The 17,068-nt window shown below is 67.5% G+C and carries 14 protein-coding genes; 10 read left to right on the plus strand and 4 right to left on the minus strand.

Annotation, left to right across the window (positions count from 1 at the left end; translation table 11 throughout):
* Positions 1-318 precede the first annotated feature (318 nt).
* On the minus strand, positions 319-1,146 hold the full coding sequence (locus tag PV773_RS23105; RefSeq protein ID WP_347968618.1) for a ferredoxin--NADP reductase: 828 nt from the start codon (positions 1,144-1,146) through the stop codon (positions 319-321).
* A 206-nt stretch (positions 1,147-1,352) separates the two neighbouring features.
* Here PV773_RS23105 and PV773_RS23110 point away from each other — a divergent pair, with 206 nt between their 5' ends.
* Positions 1,353-3,425: a hydantoinase/oxoprolinase family protein gene (locus PV773_RS23110; RefSeq protein WP_347968619.1), complete on the plus strand. Its 2,073-nt coding sequence runs from the start codon at positions 1,353-1,355 to the stop codon at positions 3,423-3,425.
* A 220-nt stretch (positions 3,426-3,645) separates the two neighbouring features.
* A complete protein-coding gene (locus PV773_RS23115; protein WP_347968620.1) occupies positions 3,646-5,379 on the plus strand; it encodes a hydantoinase B/oxoprolinase family protein in 1,734 nt (577 codons plus the stop codon).
* A gap of 7 nt (positions 5,380-5,386) precedes the next feature.
* Here the strand turns inward: PV773_RS23115 and gcvA are convergent, their stop codons facing one another.
* Positions 5,387-6,349 carry a transcriptional regulator GcvA gene (gcvA, locus tag PV773_RS23120; protein WP_347968621.1) on the minus strand — a complete coding sequence of 321 codons (963 nt, stop codon included), beginning with the start codon at positions 6,347-6,349 and terminating at the stop codon, positions 5,387-5,389.
* 205 nt (positions 6,350-6,554) lie between these two features.
* On the opposite strand from gcvA, the gene speB reads away from it, so the two are divergent.
* The 8 genes from speB to PV773_RS23160 all read left to right on the plus strand — a co-directional run bounded on the left by speB (position 6,555) and on the right by PV773_RS23160 (position 13,879).
* Positions 6,555-7,616: an agmatinase gene (gene speB, locus PV773_RS23125; protein WP_347968622.1), complete on the plus strand. Its 1,062-nt coding sequence runs from the start codon at positions 6,555-6,557 to the stop codon at positions 7,614-7,616.
* A 97-nt stretch (positions 7,617-7,713) separates the two neighbouring features.
* On the plus strand, positions 7,714-8,517 hold the full coding sequence (locus PV773_RS23130; RefSeq protein WP_347968623.1) for a transporter substrate-binding domain-containing protein: 804 nt from the start codon (positions 7,714-7,716) through the stop codon (positions 8,515-8,517).
* Positions 8,518-8,520: 3 nt separating this feature from the next.
* Complete coding sequence (locus PV773_RS23135) at positions 8,521-9,189, plus strand: amino acid ABC transporter permease (RefSeq protein WP_347968624.1); 669 nt, start codon at positions 8,521-8,523, stop codon at positions 9,187-9,189.
* Entirely contained in the window at positions 9,186-9,833 is a 648-nt protein-coding gene (locus PV773_RS23140; protein ID WP_347968625.1) for an amino acid ABC transporter permease, read from the plus strand. The genes PV773_RS23135 and PV773_RS23140 overlap by 4 nt, the downstream gene beginning before the upstream one ends.
* Positions 9,834-9,916: 83 nt before the next feature.
* A complete protein-coding gene (locus PV773_RS23145; RefSeq protein WP_347968650.1) occupies positions 9,917-10,996 on the plus strand; it encodes an ABC transporter substrate-binding protein in 1,080 nt (359 codons plus the stop codon).
* A 197-nt stretch (positions 10,997-11,193) separates the two neighbouring features.
* Positions 11,194-12,231 carry an ABC transporter ATP-binding protein gene (locus PV773_RS23150; protein ID WP_347968626.1) on the plus strand — a complete coding sequence of 346 codons (1,038 nt, stop codon included), beginning with the start codon at positions 11,194-11,196 and terminating at the stop codon, positions 12,229-12,231.
* Positions 12,228-13,082 (plus strand): ABC transporter permease, encoded by an 855-nt coding sequence (locus PV773_RS23155; RefSeq protein ID WP_347968627.1) that lies wholly within the window; start codon positions 12,228-12,230, stop codon positions 13,080-13,082. Before PV773_RS23150 ends, PV773_RS23155 begins: the two co-directional genes overlap by 4 nt.
* Positions 13,079-13,879 (plus strand): ABC transporter permease, encoded by an 801-nt coding sequence (locus PV773_RS23160; protein WP_340041601.1) that lies wholly within the window; start codon positions 13,079-13,081, stop codon positions 13,877-13,879. Before PV773_RS23155 ends, PV773_RS23160 begins: the two co-directional genes overlap by 4 nt.
* Positions 13,880-13,912: 33 nt before the next feature.
* On the opposite strand, the gene PV773_RS23165 is transcribed toward PV773_RS23160, so the two are convergent.
* Positions 13,913-15,316 (minus strand): MATE family efflux transporter, encoded by a 1,404-nt coding sequence (locus PV773_RS23165; protein WP_347968628.1) that lies wholly within the window; start codon positions 15,314-15,316, stop codon positions 13,913-13,915.
* A 165-nt stretch (positions 15,317-15,481) separates the two neighbouring features.
* A complete protein-coding gene (locus PV773_RS23170; RefSeq protein ID WP_347968629.1) occupies positions 15,482-17,053 on the minus strand; it encodes an FGGY-family carbohydrate kinase in 1,572 nt (523 codons plus the stop codon).
* Between the last annotated feature and the right edge of the window lie 15 nt (positions 17,054-17,068).

A 17,068-nucleotide genomic window follows, 5' to 3' on the forward strand; every position in this document is an offset into this window, starting at 1 on the left:
CCCCGGATTGCGCACCACACCATGGCCCTCCGAGACATTCGCAGCCTGCCGCGACGCCAGCGGCGTCACGATGGCTGAAGATTGGGTCTCGGCTTCGCGCAGCTTGCCGCTCATCTGACTGCCTTTCCTCCGGGCGCCGTTCGACCGGCGTGACATCTCAGGCACCGCCTGCAGCGGCACGACAAAGAATAGCTCGTGGTGCTAAGCTCCACGAGTCCTCGGGGCGGAAGATAGATGAAAATTCGGAAACGCGCAGCGCTATTTTGACCGGATGGTCAAAACGCCGGACCGACAGTCGATCCGGCGTCGATGGAGGCGTCACCCGACGAAGGCGCGCTCGACGACGAAGCTGCCCGGCTCGTGCAGGGAGCCCTCGACGAAGCCGAGGCTTTCGGCCAGTTCCTTGACGTCCTTGAGCATGTGCATCGAGCCGCAGATCATGATGCGGTCGGTTTCGGGATCGAGCTTGTCGATGCCGAGGTCCGAATAGAACTTGCCCGACGAGATCAGCGCGGTGATGCGGCCCATGCGCTCGGACTCCTCGCGCGTGGTCGAGTTGTAGAGCGTGACGCGGCCCTTTGTCAGTTCGCCGATCAGCGGGTCGTTTTCGAGATCGGCCACCAGTTCGCGGCCGTAGTCGAGCTCGGCCACGTCGCGGCAGGTGTGGGTGAGGACGACGTGCTCGTAGCGCTCGTAGGTGTCGGGGTCGCGCAGCAGGCTGGCGAAGGGCGCGATGCCGGTGCCGGTCGAGATCATGAACAGGCGCTTGCCCGGGGTCAGCGCATCGAGCACCAGCGTGCCGGTGGCCTTCTGGCGGATCAGGATGGTGTCGCCCGGCTGGATCTTCTGCAGCTCCGAGGTCAGCGGACCGTCCGGCACCTTGATCGAGAAGAACTCGAGCTCGTCGTCCCAGGAGGGGCTGGCGACCGAATAGGCGCGGTAGACCGGCTTCTCGGCGTTCGGCAGGCCGATCATGACGAACTCGCCGGAGCGGAAGCGCAGCGACTGAGGACGGGTGACGCGGAAGGCGAACAGGCGGTCGGTATAGTGCTTCACCGACACCACGGTCTCGGCGTAGACGTTGGCCGGAATGGGGAACTGAAGCGGCTTGGCTTCGGCCGTGTTCAGCGCAGCTTGGGTGTTCATCGATCAACCTCTCGCCAGCGGGCGGCAATCATGCTCGTCGGCGCGGCGGCGATTTTCATCCGGCGCGCTGCGGAAAAACAGGCAATTAGTGGGGCCTTGTCGAGCATATTAATTAGTATACAAATGATATGAACGTCAAGGTTTTGGCTTAAAACGCCTTTCCAAACTGGCACATGAACGTAGTCCGCACGTTTCGGGTTTAGTCCATGGTCGAGAAAATTCCCGCTAAGGCGGGAGACGTGGTGGCGGGCATCGACGTCGGCGGGACGTTCACCGACCTGCTGCTTCTCGACGGCACCGACGGCGGCTCGGTCCGCATAGCAAAAACCCCCACCACGGTCGAGAACCAGGCGCATGGCGTGATTGCGGCGCTCGACCAGGCCGGTTTCCCGATCGCCGGCATAGACCTCATCGTCCACGGCACCACCACCACCACCAACGCGGTCCTGGAGCGCCGGCTCGCCCGCACCGGCATGATCACCACGCGGGGCTTCCGCGACGTGATCGAACTCGGCCGGCGGACGCGGCCGCAGGCCTACGGCATGACCGGCAGCTTCGTGCCGGTCATTGCGCGCGACCTCAGGCTGGAGGTGACGGAACGGGTCGAGGCGTCGGGCCGGGTCCGCGAGCCGCTCGACGAGGAGGGGATGCGCACCGCGGTGCGCCGGCTGCTCGACGCCGGCTGCGAAGCGCTGGTCATCCATTTCCTCCATTCCTACGCCAATCCGGCGCATGAGCGCCGCGCCGCCGAGATCGCCGCCGAGACCTGGCCGAACGGCCACATCACCACCGGCCATTCGCTGCTTTCGGAGGCGCGCGAGTTCGAGCGTGGCGTCACCGCCTCGGTCAACGCCGCCGTGCAGCCGATCCTCGAACGCTACGTGGCGCGGCTCAGGCAGCAACTCGGTGCGCGCGGCTACGGCCGCGACTTCCTCGTCATGAACGGCAATGGCGGCATGATCTCGGCCCGCTTCGTCACCGCCGAGTCGGCGAAGACGGTGATGTCCGGCCCGGCCTCGGGCGTCATCGCCGCCGCCTATACCGGCCGCCGCGCCGGCTACGACAACCTCGTCACCTACGACATGGGCGGCACCTCCACCGACGTGGCGCTGATCCGCCACGCCGAGCCCGCCGTCTCCAACGAGATCGAGATCGAATATGCGATGCCGATCCATCTGCCGATGGTGGCCGTGCACACGGTCGGCGCCGGCGGCGGCTCGATCGCCCGCGTCGATGCCTCGGGGCTGATCCAGGTCGGACCCGAAAGTGCCGGCGCCAATCCGGGGCCGATCAGCTACGGCCGCGGCGGCACCGAACCCACCATCACCGACGCCAATCTGGTGCTCGGCCGGCTCGACCCGGCGAAGCTGCTGTCGGTCGAAGACCCCGTCACCGTCGAAGCCGTGCGCGCGGTGTTCGAGCAGAGGATCGGCCGCGCCACCGGCCTCGACGGCGTCGCCGCGGCCGGTGCGGTGCTGAGACTCGGCAACATCAAGATGGCGGGCGCGATCCGCATGGTGTCGGTGTCGCGCGGCCACGACCCGCGCGACTTCACCCTGTTCGCCTTCGGCGGCGCCGGCCCGCTGCATGCTTCCGCGCTCGCCCGCGAGCTCGGCCTGCCGCGGGTGCTGGTGCCGGCACGGCCGGGCATCACCAATGCGCTCGGCTGCGTGGTGGCCGACATGCGCCACGACTTCGTCAACACGGTCAACCAGCCTGTCGCGGCGCTCGACGAGGCACGCATGCGCGCGGTGCTGGCCCGGCATAGGGCCGAGGGCGAGGCGCTGATCGCCAAGGAGGCGATCAGGCCCGAGCGCATCCGCGTCGGCCATTCCGCCGACATGCAGTTCCTCGGCCAGACGCATCTCATCAACGTGCCGCTGCCCTCGGCCGAGATCGGCCGCGCGATGCTGCAGGACCTGTTCGAGAAGGCCTATTTCGCCCGCTTCAAGGTCGAGCTGCCCGAGATCCGCGCCAATCTCGTCAACCTCAACACCTCCGTCACCGGCGTGCGCCCGGCGATCGACCTCTGCCGGCTGATCGACCCCGCGGGGCGGGCGGCGACGCTTGCTGGTGCCTTGCGTGAAGTGAGGCCGGTCTGGTTCGACGGCACCTGGCACGACACGCCGGTCTACGAGCGCGAGAAGCTGCCGCTGGAGGCGGTGCTCGAAGGGCCGGCGATCCTCGAGCAGATGGACGCGACCACGGTGCTCGAGCCCGGCGACAAGGCGAGGTCGGACGTGGACGGGAACATTGTTGTGAAGGTGGGGGTGCCATGATCGCTCTTTCGCGACCGGCCGAAGGTACCCCCACCCCTGACCCCTCCCCACAAGGGGGAGGGGGACTTTGCGGCACCGTCATTGCACGTCAACGTCGAAGAGCAAGGGAGGCGGCGGCGACGGCATCCCCCTCCCCCTTGTGGGGAGGGGCTAGGGGTGGGGGTATGAGGCGCGACAAGCCTGGCAGGGGGATGCCTCCGAAAGGGACGGGCCCCACACCATGACCCTCGACGCCATCACCCTTTCCGTCATCCAGGCAGCGCTGCAGCAGACCTGCGACGAGATGGACCTGACCTTCTCCCGCGCCGCCTTCTCGCCGGTGATCGCCGAGGCCAACGACCGCTCCGACGGCATCTATTCCGCCGTCGACGGTGCGTTGATTGCGCAAGGGTCGGAGGGCCTGCCTGTGTTCGTCGGCGTCATGCAGCACTCGACCAAAACCATCATCGAGATGATCGCCGCTGGCCGCGTGCTGCCGCCGGAGGAAGGCGACATCTACATCGTCAACGACCCCTATCTCGGCGGCACGCATCTGATGGACGTGCGCTTCGCCATGCCGGTGTGGCGTGGCGGCAAGATCTTCTGCTGGCTGTCCAACACCGGCCATTGGCCCGACATCGGCGGCGCGGTGCCCGGCGGCTTCTCGGCCTCGGCGACGGCGGTCGAGCAGGAGGGGCTGCGGCTGCCGCCGGTCAAGCTGTTCAAGAAGGGGGTGATGGACCCCGAGATCTTCGCCATCATCTGCTCCAACATCCGCGTCGCCGACCAGCGCATCGGCGATATCCGCGCCCAGGCGGCAGCCCTTCATGTCGGCCGGGACAGGCTCCTGCAGATCCTCGATCGTTACGGCGACCAAACCGTGGTCGCGGCGATCGCCGAGCTGCGCCGCCGCGCCGCCGAGCAGATGCGCGCCCACATCGCCGCGCTGCCCGAGGGCAGCTGGCGGTCGACGGCCTATGTCGATTCCGACGGGGTGGTCGACGCGCCGCTGACCATCGCGCTCACAGTAGAGAAGCAGGGCGACGCGCTGGTCTTCGACTTCGCCGGCTCGTCGAAACCCTGCGCCGGGCCGATGAACAGCGTGCTGGCGACGACGCTGTCGGCAGTCTACCTCGCCATGCGCCACATCTTCCCCGACGTGCCGATCAGCGCCGGCGCCTTCGAGCCGCTGGCGGTCAGGCGGCCGGAAGGCACCTTCCTCGACGCGAAATATCCGCGGCCCGTCTCGGGCTGCGCGGCGGAGGTGTCGCAGCGCATCGCCGAAGCGGTGTTCGCGGCAATGGTGCAGGCCGCGCCCGACAAGGTGACGGCGGCTCCCGCCGGCTCGAGCGGCAATTTCGCGCTCGGCGGCAACGATCCGGCGCGCGGCCGCGACTATGTCATGTACCAGATCTCCGGCGGCGGTTATGGCGGCAATGCCGGCCATGACGGGCTCTCCAACGGCTGCTCGACCATCGGCATCTCCAAGTCGCCGCCGGTCGAGATCATGGAGCAGGCCTATCCGGTGCTCTACCGCCGATACGCCCTGCGCGAGGGCTCGGGCGGCGCCGGAAAGCAGCGCGGCGGCTTCGGCCTCGCCTACGAGATCGAGCTCCTGCGCGGCGAGGCCCGCGCCTCCTTCGTCATGGACCACGGCCGCTTCGGGCCGCAGGGCGCGCTCGGCGGCGCCGACGGCATGGTCAATTCGGTCACCGTGTTCCGAGGCGGCGAGCCGCACGTGCCGCCGCATCTCTCCAAGGAGCAGGACATCCCGCTCAAGGCCGGCGACCGCGTGCTGGTCGGCACGCCCGGCGGCGGCGGCTACGGCGACCCGCTGGCGCGCGATCCCGAGTTCGTGCTGCGCGACGTGGCGCTGGGCTACTACACGAGGGAACAGGCGGCCGAGCTGTTCGGGGTGGCGATCGGCGACGGCGGCGTGGACGTCGCGGCGACCGAGCGGCTGCGGCGAGGCTGAGCGCGGCTCATCCGGCCGCCGTCGCCCTGGTTCCCCGGCGCTTGCGGATGCTGATCTGGCCGGTCACCGCCTGGTCGGGCCGCGCCGACAGCTCCTCGCGCTGGGCGAACAGCCAGTCGATGAAGACCTGCACGATCGGCGCCGAGCGCACCTCGTTGCGGCAGACGGCGTAGAAGGCGTCGACCGCCGGCACCGACAGGTTGAAGGGCGTGACGAGCTGGCCCTTGGCGAGCATCGCCGAGGCGGTGACGCTGTCGCCCAGCGCCACGCCGTGGCCGTGGATCGCGGCTTCGGTGGCCAGCCGCGCGTCGGCCATGCGGTGCCGCTGAAGCGGCTTGACGTCGAGCGCGTCGGCCGCCGAAAGCCAGGTCTGCCACTCATGGCCGTCGTCGCCATAGAGCAGCACATGGTCGGTGAGGTCGCGCACGCTGCGGATCGGCCGGTTGTTGATGAGCGTCGGGCTGACCACGGGAAACAGTTCGATGCCCGACCATTTCTTCAGCCAGCAATCGGTCCAGCTGCCGTCGCCGTAGAGCAGGCAGATGTCGACGTCGCCGTCGTGGATGTCGCTCGGATCGTTGGAGGCGTTGAAGGTCAGGCTGATGCCCGGATACTGCCCCATGAAGCTGCCGACCCGCGGGATGAGCCAGAGCGACAGCAGCGCCGGCACGCAGCTTATGGCGAGCTTGCCCGAGCTCGTCGGCCGCGTCATCCGCTCGGTGGCGGCGGCGATGCTCTCGAAGGCGCCGGAGACGGCGGGCAAGAGTTCCGCGCCCTGCGGCGTCAGCTTGAGCCGGGCGCCGGCGCGCTCCAAAAGCTTGACCTTCAGCGTCGCCTCCAGCGCGCGGATCTGGTGGCTGACCGCCCCGTGGGTGACGTTGAGCTCGCCGGCGGCCTTGGTCAGCGAGCCGTGGCGGGCGGTCGCCTCGAAGGCGCGCAGCGGGTTGAGCGGGGGCAGGCGCCTGGACATCGCGGGCTCCGGCGAGGTTGTCTTGTTGTGAGAAAATCTCACAGCCGAGAGCTTAACAATATCAATTGCCATTTCAACGGCCCTGCCGGAAACTCGCGACAAAACAACCATAAGCACACGGGGAACATTCAGCTGATCGGGCGCCGAACCGGGGCGGCCGACGAATCCGTTTCCCGATTGCTGCAGCTGAGCGCAGGAGGCGATCATGGGTTTCGACGTCAAAAAACTCGACGAGTTGCGCAAGAAATATGGCGAGGGCCATGGCGGCGATCTGTTCGATCCGAAGTTCCGCCGCGTCGCCGACAAGATCTTCACCAAGAGCGGCACGCGCCTCGCACCCTATTCCGGCATCCCGACCTTCCTGACCGCGCCCTATTTGCCGGTCGACAACGACAATCCCGACTTCGGCGACCTGCAGGTGGCGATGATCGGCGTGCCGATGGATCTCGGCGTCACCAACCGCCCGGGCTCGCGCTTCGGCCCGCGCGCCCTGCGCGCCATCGAGCGCATCGGCCCCTACAACCACGTGCTCGAATGCGCCCCGGTGCAGGAACTGCGCGTCGCCGACATCGGCGACGTGCCGTTCCGCAGCCGCTATCGCCTCGAGCTCAGCCATGAGGACATCGAGCGCCGCGTGGGTCAGGTCGTCGACGCCGGCGTGGTGCCGCTCTCGGTCGGCGGCGACCACTCGATCACCCACCCGATCCTCAAGGCCGTCGGCAAGAAGCGCCCCGTCGGCATGATCCACATCGACGCCCATTGCGACACCGGCGGCGCCTACGACCTCACCAAGTTCCACCACGGCGGGCCGTTCCGCAACGCCGTGCTCGACGGCGTGCTCGACCCCACCCGCGTCATCCAGATCGGCATCCGCGGCTCGGCCGAGTATCTCTGGGAGTTCTCCTACGAGTCCGGCATGACCGTCATCCATGCCGAGGAGATCACCGGCATGGGCATCCCGGCGGTGATCGAGAAGGCGAAGAAGATCGTCGGCGACGGCCCGACCTACCTGTCCTTCGACGTCGACAGCCTCGATCCGGCATTCGCGCCCGGCACCGGCACGCCGGAGGTCGGCGGCCTCACCACGCGCGAGGTGCTGGAGATCATCCGCGGGCTGAAGGGGCTCAACTTCGTCGGCGGCGACGTCGTCGAGGTGGCCCCGCAATACGATTCGACCACCAACACCGCGCATGCCGGCGCCCAGGTGCTGTTCGAGATCCTGAGCCTGATGGTGTTCAGCCCCTTCGTCACCGGCAACAAGGACTGACCGGACCCGATACGGACTGGCCGTCGCGACTGGAGGCGGCGGCCAGGCGGCAACGACCGCGACTGCAAAAATCAATCAATCCAGAGGGAACCGAAAAATGAACATCAAGAGCGTTTTGCAAACGACGGCTGCCGCCCTCGTCTTCGCCGGCACCGTTGCCTTCGGACTGTCGGCCGCCAATGCCGATGCGCTGGAGGACATCGCCAAGGCCGGCCAGATCAATGTCGGCGTCTTCGCCGACTTCCCGCCCTTTTCCTCGGCCAGCGCCGACATGAGCCTCAAGGGCTACGACATGGACGTGGCGCAGGCGATCGCCGATGCGCTCAAGGTCAAGCTCAACCCGGTGCCGGTGACCGGCCAGAACCGCATTCCCTACCTGACCGACAAGCGTGTCGATCTGCTGATGAGCGTCGGCTACTCCAAGGAGCGCGAGGAGGTCATCGATTTCGCCGCCGCCTACGCGCCCTACTACATCGCCGTGATCGGCCCTGCCGAGCTCAAGGTGGCGGGCAAGGAAGACCTCGGCGACAAGTCGATCGCCGTCAACCGCGGCACCCTCGAAGACACGTCGCTGACCGAGGCAGCACCGGCTTCCGCCGACATCCGCCGCTTCGACAACTACAACGCCGTCATCCAGGCCTTCATCTCCGGCCAGACCCAGCTGATGGTGGTGGGCAACGACGTCGGTGCCCAGGTGCTGGCCCGCCAGGAGGCGCTGAAGCCGGAGCAGAAGTTCCAGCTGCTCACCTCGCCCTCGCATATCGGCCTCAACAAGAACGAGGAAGGCCTGAAGAAGGTGATCAACGACACGGTTTCGGCGATGCTCGCCGACGGCCGCCTCAACACCTCGTCGGAAGCCTGGCTCAAGACCCCGCTCAACCCCGAGAACCTCAAGGATTGATCGGTGGGCTACAGCCTCGACTTCGGCTGGCTTGAAGGTGCCGCGGGTGCGATAGCCCGCGGTGCCGCCATGACGATCCTGCTGATCGCGGTGACGACGATTGCCGGCACGGTGATCTCGGTGCTGGCCGCCGCCGGGCGGCGCAGCGGGCCGAAATGGCTGAAGCGAGCAATCACCGGCTATGTCGAGGTGATCAGGAACACGCCGTTCCTGGTGCAGCTGTTCTTCATCTTCTTCGGCCTGCCGAGCCTCGGCATCCGGCTCGACCCGATCGTCGCGGCAATCCTGGCGATGACGCTCAACATGGCCGCCTACACCACCGAAATCGTCGGCGCCGGCCTCGACGCCGTGCCGAGGGGGCAGCGCGAGGCGGCCTTTGCTTTGGGCTTGCGGCCGCGCCAGGTCTTCGTCAAGATCGTGCTGCCGCAGGCGATGAAGGTCATCTTCCCTGCGCTTACGAGCCAGATCGTGATCATGATGCTCGAGTCTTCGGTCGTCTCGCAGATCGCAGTGCGTGAACTCACCTACGAGGCCGACATGCTGCAGGCGCGGACCTTCCGCGCCTTCGAGACCTATTTGGTCGTCACGATGGTCTATCTCGGTCTTTCGGTCGCACTTCGCCGCATCCTCGTCGGCGTCGGCCGCCGCACGCTCTCGGCGGGTGTGTCATGATCGAGTTCACCTTCTGGGACATCCTGCGCAACCTGGTCTTCGCCACGCGCTGGACCGTGTTGTTGTCGGTCGCGGCCTTCGTCGGCGGCGGCATCGTCGGCATCGCCATCCTGTTCCTGCGCATTTCCGAGACTGGCTGGATGCGCCGTTTCGCCGGCGGCTACATCGCGCTGTTCCAGGGCACGCCGCTCCTGATGCAGCTGTTCCTGATGTTCTTCGGCCTGCCGATGCTCGGCTTCCGCATCGACCCGTGGACGGCCGCCGTGCTCGGCCTGACCTTCTTTGCCAGCGCCTATCTCGCCGAGATCTGGCGCGGTGGGGTCGACGCGCTGCCGCGCGGCCAGTGGGATGCCGGCGCCAGCCTCGGCCTGCACCGCCTGCAGGAGCTGCGCCTCGTCATCCTGCCGCAGGCCTTCGCCATCACCCGGGCGCCGGTGGTCGGCTTCCTGGTCCAGCTGATCAAGGCCACCGCGCTGACCTCGATCATCGGCTTCGAGGAACTGCTCCGGACCTCCAACGCCATCAACAACGCGACTTTCGAGCCGTTCACCGTCTACGGGCTGGTGGCGCTGATCTTCTTTGTGCTCTGCTACCCGCTGACACAGTATGCCCGCTTTCTGGAGGCCCGTGCCGCAGCTCGCTGAAACGACAGTCCATCATCTCGAACAATCAATGGGAACAACCGGCACAAAGCCGGCAACAAATGAGGAGAACGAAGATGTCCAAGATACTCGATAGCCGGATGAGCCGCCGCGCCGTGCTGGGCGCCGGCGTCGCGTCGGCCGGCCTGCTCGCCATGCCCTCGATCCTGAGGGCGCAGGAGAAGTCGCTCAAGATCGGCGTCTATGGCGGCTACTTCAAGAAGTCCTTCGACGAGCACATCTTCCCCGAATTCACCAAGGCGACCGGCATCGCCGTCGAATCCGTCGCCGAGCCGACCGGCGAAGCCTGGCTGGTGCAGCTCGAGCAGGCCGCCAAGGCCGGGCAGGCGCCGGCCGACCTGTCGATGATGTCGCAGACCTCGCTGCTCAAGGGCCAGTCGACGGAGCTGTGGGCGCCGCTCGACCTCGCCAAGATCAAGAACAGCGCCAACCTGATCGAGCACTTCGTCAACAAGTATCCGGACGGCCGCGTCGCCGGCATCGGGGCGGTGGCGTGGTACATCACGCTGGTCACCAACACCAATGTCTATCCGACCGCGCCGGACACCTGGGCGGCCTTCTGGGACCCGGCCAACGCCGACAAGCTCGGCCTGCTGGCGCTCGCCTCGAACTCGTTCCTGCTCGAGGTGACGGCCAAGACCTTCATGGGCGGCACCAACGCGCTGGACACCGAGGAAGGCATCGAGAAGGCCTTCGCCAAGCTCGCCGAAGTCAAGCCCAACGTGCGGCTGTGGTATCGCGACGAGGCGCAGTTCGAACAGGCGCTGAAGTCGGGCGAGATCCCGATGGGCCAGTATTATCACGACGTCACCGGCCTCGCGGCCGCCGACGGCCAGCCGGTGCGCTCGACCTTCCCGAAGGAAGGCGGGATCCAGGATTCCGGTTCCTGGGTGCTGTCGAAGGCGTCGAAGAAGACCGAGGAGGCGCATGCCTTCATCGACCACATGTGCCAGCCCGCCGTGCAGGCGCTGATGTCGCGCAAGGTCGGCACCTCGCCCACGGTCAAGCGCGAGCTGCTCGATCTCAAGCCGGAGGAGTTCGCCGCCGTGTCGTCGGACATTGTGCCGATCATCCCGCGCTACGACCTCTACACCACCAAGGCCGACTGGATTAACCAGAAGTGGACCGAGCTGATCGTCGGCTGATCTGGATTACCCTCCCCCTTGTGGGGAGGGTGGCCCGCAGGGCCGGGTGGGGGTACTTGCCAAACTCTATGCCTGCCGACCCCCACCCCGTCGCTTCGCGCCGACCCTCCCCACAAGGGGGAGGGTAACCGCGCCTTCGCTGTCGACTGGCAGAGCTGTTGCAATTCGTAGAACCTTCAAACGAGCAGGTGCCCCTCATGTCCGGACTCGAGATCAAGGACATCACCAAGTCGTTCGGCAACTTCACCGCGGTCGACAATGCCAACCTGTCGGTGCCGCATGGCAAGTTCGTCTGCCTGCTCGGCCCGTCCGGCTGCGGCAAGACCACGCTGCTGCGCATGATCGCCGGCCTCGAGGATCCGTCCGGCGGCGCGATCCTGCTCGACGGCGAGGACATCACCCCGGTGCCGACCCACAAGCGCAACCTCGGCATGGTGTTCCAGTCGCTGGCGCTGTTCCCGCATCTCACGGTCGGCGACAATATCGCCTATCCGCTGCGCATCCGCGGAGCCTCGCGCGAGGAGCAGAAGAAGCGGGCCGGCGACCTGCTCAGGCTCATCCATCTGTCAGGCTACGAAGACCGGCCGGTGTCGAAGCTCTCCGGCGGCCAGCGCCAGCGCGTCGCCATCGCCCGCGCGCTGGCGCTCGCGCCGCGGCTGTTCCTGCTCGACGAGCCGCTGTCGGCGCTCGACGCCAAGCTGCGCGAGGCCATGCAGGTGGAGCTGCGCCAGCTGCAGCAGCGGCTCGGCATCACCACCTTCGTCGTCACCCACGACCAGCGCGAGGCGATGACCATGGCCGACCTCGTCGTGGTCATGGGCAACGGCAAGATCCTGCAGGCGGCACCGCCCATCGAGATCTACCGCAAGCCGGCCGATGCCTTCGTCGCCGACTTCATCGGCATGACCAACCTGCTCGACGCCACCATGGACGGTGCCGGGCGGGTGTCGGTGCTCGGCCAGGCGATCCCCGGCCTCGCCATGCCGGGCGGCACGGCCAAGGCCACGCTGTCCATCCGTCCCGAGGACGTCCATCTCGGCCCGGCCGGCGGCAATGCCATCACCGGCACGGTGACCTTCGTGCGCGACCTGGGCGGCACCATCGAGACCTTCGTCGAGGCGGGCGGCAAGAGCATCGTCGCGGTCGCCACGCCGCGCGAGCGCCCCGATGTCGCCGCCGGCCAACAGGTCGGCGTGACGCTTCCGGCCGAAGCCTGCGTGGTGCTCAAGTCATGAAACGCGAGGCGCCGAAATCGCTGGCCGACTACAGCCCGCTGTTCTTCCCCGGGCTGATGCTGATCGTCTTCTTCGTCATCCCGTTTTCGACGATGATCGCGGTGAGCTTCTTCCAGCGCGATCCGTCGGGCTTCTACACGCCCGACTTCGTGTTCTCGAACTACGCCCGCTTCCTCTCCGCCTTCTTCGGCAAGGTGCTCGGCTTCTCGCTGATGCTCGCGGTCATGGTGGCGATCGTCTGCGTGGCGATCGCCTTCCCCTTCACCTTCCTGCTCACCAAGCGGCCGCGCAAGGTCCAGACCGTGTGGCTGGTGTGCCTGCTGTCGGTGCTGTCGCTTTCGGAAGTCATCATCGGCTTTGCCTGGTCGACGCTGTTCTCGCGCACCGCCGGCATCAGCAACCTGTTCGTCGCCATCGGCCTGATGAAGGAGCCGGTGGCGCTGCTGCCGAGCTTCTGGGCGGTGCTCACCGGCATGGTCTACCAGGCGCTGCCCTATACCATCCTGGTGCTCTATCCGGCGCTGGTGCGCCTCGACCCGACGTTGACGGAAGCCGCCCGCACCCTCGGCGCCTCGCCGATGAAGGCCTTCTTCAACGTCGTCGTGCCGGCGCTGCGCAACACCATCGTCGCAACCCTGATCATGGTCTTCGTCTTCGCGCTCGGCTCGTATCTGCTGCCGCAGATCCTCGGCCGGCCGTCGCACTGGACGCTTTCGGTGCTCATCACCGACCAGGCCATCTACCAGTCCAACATGCCTTTCGCCGCTGCGATGGCCGTGTTCCTGGTGCTGATGTCGCTGGCGCTGGTGGGGCTCACCCTGCTTGTCGGACGCAAGGAGAACGCGCTGTGAAAGAGGCTTTCCTTCGCCGGCTCTATTTCGTCGCAGTCGCCCTGTTCCTCGCTGCACCGCTGGTCGTCGTGGCCGGCGTCTCGGTCAACGAGAAGCAGGATCTCGCCTTCCCGCCGAAGGGCTTCTCGCTCGCCTGGTACGGCCAGATCTTCCTCGACGCGGAATGGCGGGCGGCCCTTTTCGCCTCCGTCACCCTGGCGGTCACGGCGGCCGCACTCGCGGTCGCCATCGCGCTGCCGCTTGCCTGGTTCCTGTGGCGGCGCATCGCGCCCTGGGCCAACGTCTTCCAGGTGCTCGGCCTCGCCCCCTTCATCCTGCCGCCGGTCATCACCGCGCTCGGCATGCTGACCTTCTGGGCGACGACCGGCTTCTACGGCCAGCCGTGGACGGCCGTCATCAGCCACGCGATCTTCTTCGTCACCCTGCCGCTGGTGACGCTGTCGCTCGGCTTCGCCTCGATCGACCGATCACTGGTCGAGGCCGCCGCGACCATGGGCGCCGACGACCGCACGGTGCTGAAGACCGTCGTCTTGCCGCTGATCCGGCCCTATCTCGTCTCGGGCTATGCGTTTGCCTTCGTGCTGTCGCTCAACGAGTACATCGTCGCCTACATGACGGTCGGCTTCACCATCGAGACGTTGCCGATCAAGATCTTCAACGCCCTGCGCTACGGCTACACGCCGACCATGGCCTCGGTGTCGGTGTTCTTCGTGGCGGTGGCGGCACTCGTCTTCGGCCTGATCGCCAGGTTCGGCGACATCCGGCGGCTGTTGGGCGCGATGTCGTCGGAGAGCTGAAGCGACGAGGCCGCGGGCCCGCGGCCTCGCTTCTCAGATCACCGGCTTGTCCATGAGGCCAAGCTTCTCGCGTCGCAGCCAGCGCCACAGCAGGAGCAGTGCGACGGCGGCGAGGCCGGAGAACAGGCCGATCCAGATGCCGCGGCCCTCGAAGCCGAAGCGGAAGGCGAGCAGCACGCCGAACGGCAGGCCGATGCCCCAGTAGCCGATGGCCGCCAGGATCATCGGCACGGTCGTGTCCTGCAGTCCGCGCAACATGCCCGACGCCACCGCCTGGGCGCCGTCGGCGACCTGGAACAGCGCCGCGAAGACCAGGAAGGTGACCGCCAGCGAAATCACTTCCGCATTGGCCCGGTCGTCGATGTCGATGAAGGCGCCGATCAGCACGCGCGGCCAGAACACCATCACCAGGGCCATCAGCGCCATGAAGGCGACGCCGAGCGCATAGGCGGTCCAGCCGGCGCGGGTGATGCCCTCGCGGTCCTTGGCGCCATAGGCCAGCCCGACGCGCACGGTGACGGCCTGTCCCAGGCCCATCGGGATCATGAAGGTCACCGAGCAGATCTGGATGGCGATGGCATGGGCGGCGAGCGAGGCCGAATTGATCAACCCCATCAGGAAGGCGGCGGCGTTGAAGATCGTCACCTCGAAGGCGAGGATGCCCGAGATCGGCGCGCCGAGCTTGAGCAGAGCCTTGAAGCGCGGCCAGTCGGCCCGCCAGAAGCGGCCGAACAGGTGGTAGCGGCGGAATTTCTTCTCCAGCGTGACCACGGCGACCATGCCGAAGAACATCAGCGCGCTGGCGACGCTGGTGGCGAGGCCCGAGCCGGCGATGCCCATCTGCGGGAAACCCCACTTGCCGAACACCAGGAGCCAGTTGCCCACGGCGTTGACCACCACCGCCACGGCCATGATGGCCAGCGCCCAGCCGGGACGCTCCAGCGCCGAGATGAAGGAGCGCAGCACGATGTAGCCGTAGAAGGGCAGCACCGCCCATTGCAGGTGGCGGACATAGATGCCGGCCTGCTCGGCGAGCTTCGGCTCCTGGCCCATGGCGAGCAGGATGGCCTCGGCGTTCCACAACAGGATCCAGATCGGGATGACCACGATGACGGCGAGCCAGAGGCCCTGGCGCACGGTGCGGCGCACGTCGCGCACCGAATGGCGCATGCGCCCGAGCTCGGCCGCCATCATCGGCGAGGTCGCATACATCAGGCCGAGGCCGAAGATCAGCGGCGCGAAATAGAGATTGGAGCCGAGCGCACCGGCAGCCAGCGAGTCCGGTCCGAGGCGGCCGATCATCATCACGTCGGTGGCCGTCATCGCCGTCTGCGCCAGGTTGGTCAGCACCATCGGCCAGGCAAGCGCCAGCATCGCGCGGAGCTCGCCACGCCAAGGGTTAGCCGGTGATTGCGCGCCGGTTTCGATCACAGACATCTTTCCGTCTTTCGGTGCGATATCGCGAATCCGAGCGCCGATATCGTTGGTTCTGGCCGCAAACTCCGCGGATTGCCTCGCAGCCGTCCGGGTATTTGAATCAAAGCGCCCGATGAGGCAAGCCGTCACGGCCGCCAAGGATTGTACCAGACCGGGCCGCAGGCTTCAGCCGATGGCGTCGAGCGCCTGCCGCTGGCGGTGCATCTCGAGGAACACCCGGTAGTCGCGGTCGAAGCGCGGCCGTGCCGCCTCGTTGGGCCGCCGCGCCCGGCCTTCCTGGCGCATTGCCGTGCAGGCCGCCTCGAGGCCGGGGTAGAGCCCGGACGCGGCCGCCGCCGCCATCGCCGTGCCGAGAAGCACCGCGTCGCTGCCGAGCGGCTCGACGACGGTGCAGCCGGTGGCATCGGCATAGAGCTCCATCAACAGCGGGTTGCGGGTGTGGCCGCCGGTGACGTGCAGCGTGTCGATGCCGTAGCCGTTGGCATTGAGCGCCTCGAGCACGTGACGGATGCCGAGCGCGATCGCCACCGCCGTGCGCCAGTAGAGCCGGCACAGGCTGTCGAAGGAGGCGTCCAGCGTCAGACCGCTGATCACGCCCACGGCATGCGGGTCGGCCAGCGGCGAGCGGTTGCCGTGGAAGTCGGGCAGCACGTGCAGCCGTCCGGCCAGGTCGAGGCCTTCGGCGGCGCGCAGCTGCATGATGCGGTCGGTGATCCTGCGATGCATCGCAGCGTCGGGCTCCCCGCCGGCGCCGTGCCAGCGGATGACGTGGTCGAGCAGCGCGCCGGTGGCCGACTGGCCGCCTTCGCTCAGCCAGAGATCGGGCAGGGCAGCGCCGTAATACGGCCCCCACACGCCGGCGAAGGCGCGCGGCGCCGCCGACATCGCCATCAGGCAGCTCGACGTGCCGGCGATCAGCGCCAGGTGGCGCTCTATGCCGGGCCGGCCGCCGATCACGCCGAGCGCGCCGGCGAAGGCGTCGATCAGCCCGGCGCCGACGCGGCAGGTGGTGGTGAGCCCCAGCGCCGCGGCGGCTTCGCTCGAGAGCGGGCCGAGGTCCGAGCCGACCGGGCTGGCGCGTGTGGGCAGGCCGGCATGGTCGAAGATGTCGGCGAGGCCGACGGCTGCGAAGAAGTCGTGCCGCCAGCCTTCGCGCTCATGCGCGAGATAGGTCCATTTGGCCGCCAGCGTGCATTGCGAGCGGGCGAGCGAGCCGCTGGCCTTGTGGGTGAGGAAGTCGGCGAGGTCGAACAGCCTGCCGGTGCGGGCCCAGCTTCCAGGCAGGTTGCGCTTCACCCACATCAGCTTCGGCGTCGCCATTTCCGGCGACATCACCCCGCCGACATAGTTCAGCACCTCGTGCCGGGTCGCCGTGCATTCGTCCGCCTCGGCGAGCGCGCGGTGGTCGAGCCAGACGATGGTGTCCCAGCGGTCGTCGCCGTCGCTCGACACCGAAATCTGCTCACCGTCCTTGCCCCTGAACACGGTCGAGCAGGTGGCGTCGAACGAGATGCCGGCGACGTCGTCGGGCGCGATGCCGGCCGCGTCGCGTGCGGCGCGCACGGCTGCGCATGCGGCGGCCCAGATGTCTTCGGAATCGTGCTCGGCATGGCTCTCCGCCGAGCGGTTCATGGCGATCGGCCGCTCGGCCCGGCCCATCAGCGTGCCTTGGCGGTCGAAGATGCCGGCGCGCGCGCTTCCCGTTCCCACGTCGACGGCGCAGAGATGCTCAGCCATCAGGACGACTTCGCC

The organism is Mesorhizobium sp. CC13, from assembly GCF_039907765.1.
Lineage (GTDB): Bacteria > Pseudomonadota > Alphaproteobacteria > Rhizobiales > Rhizobiaceae > Aminobacter.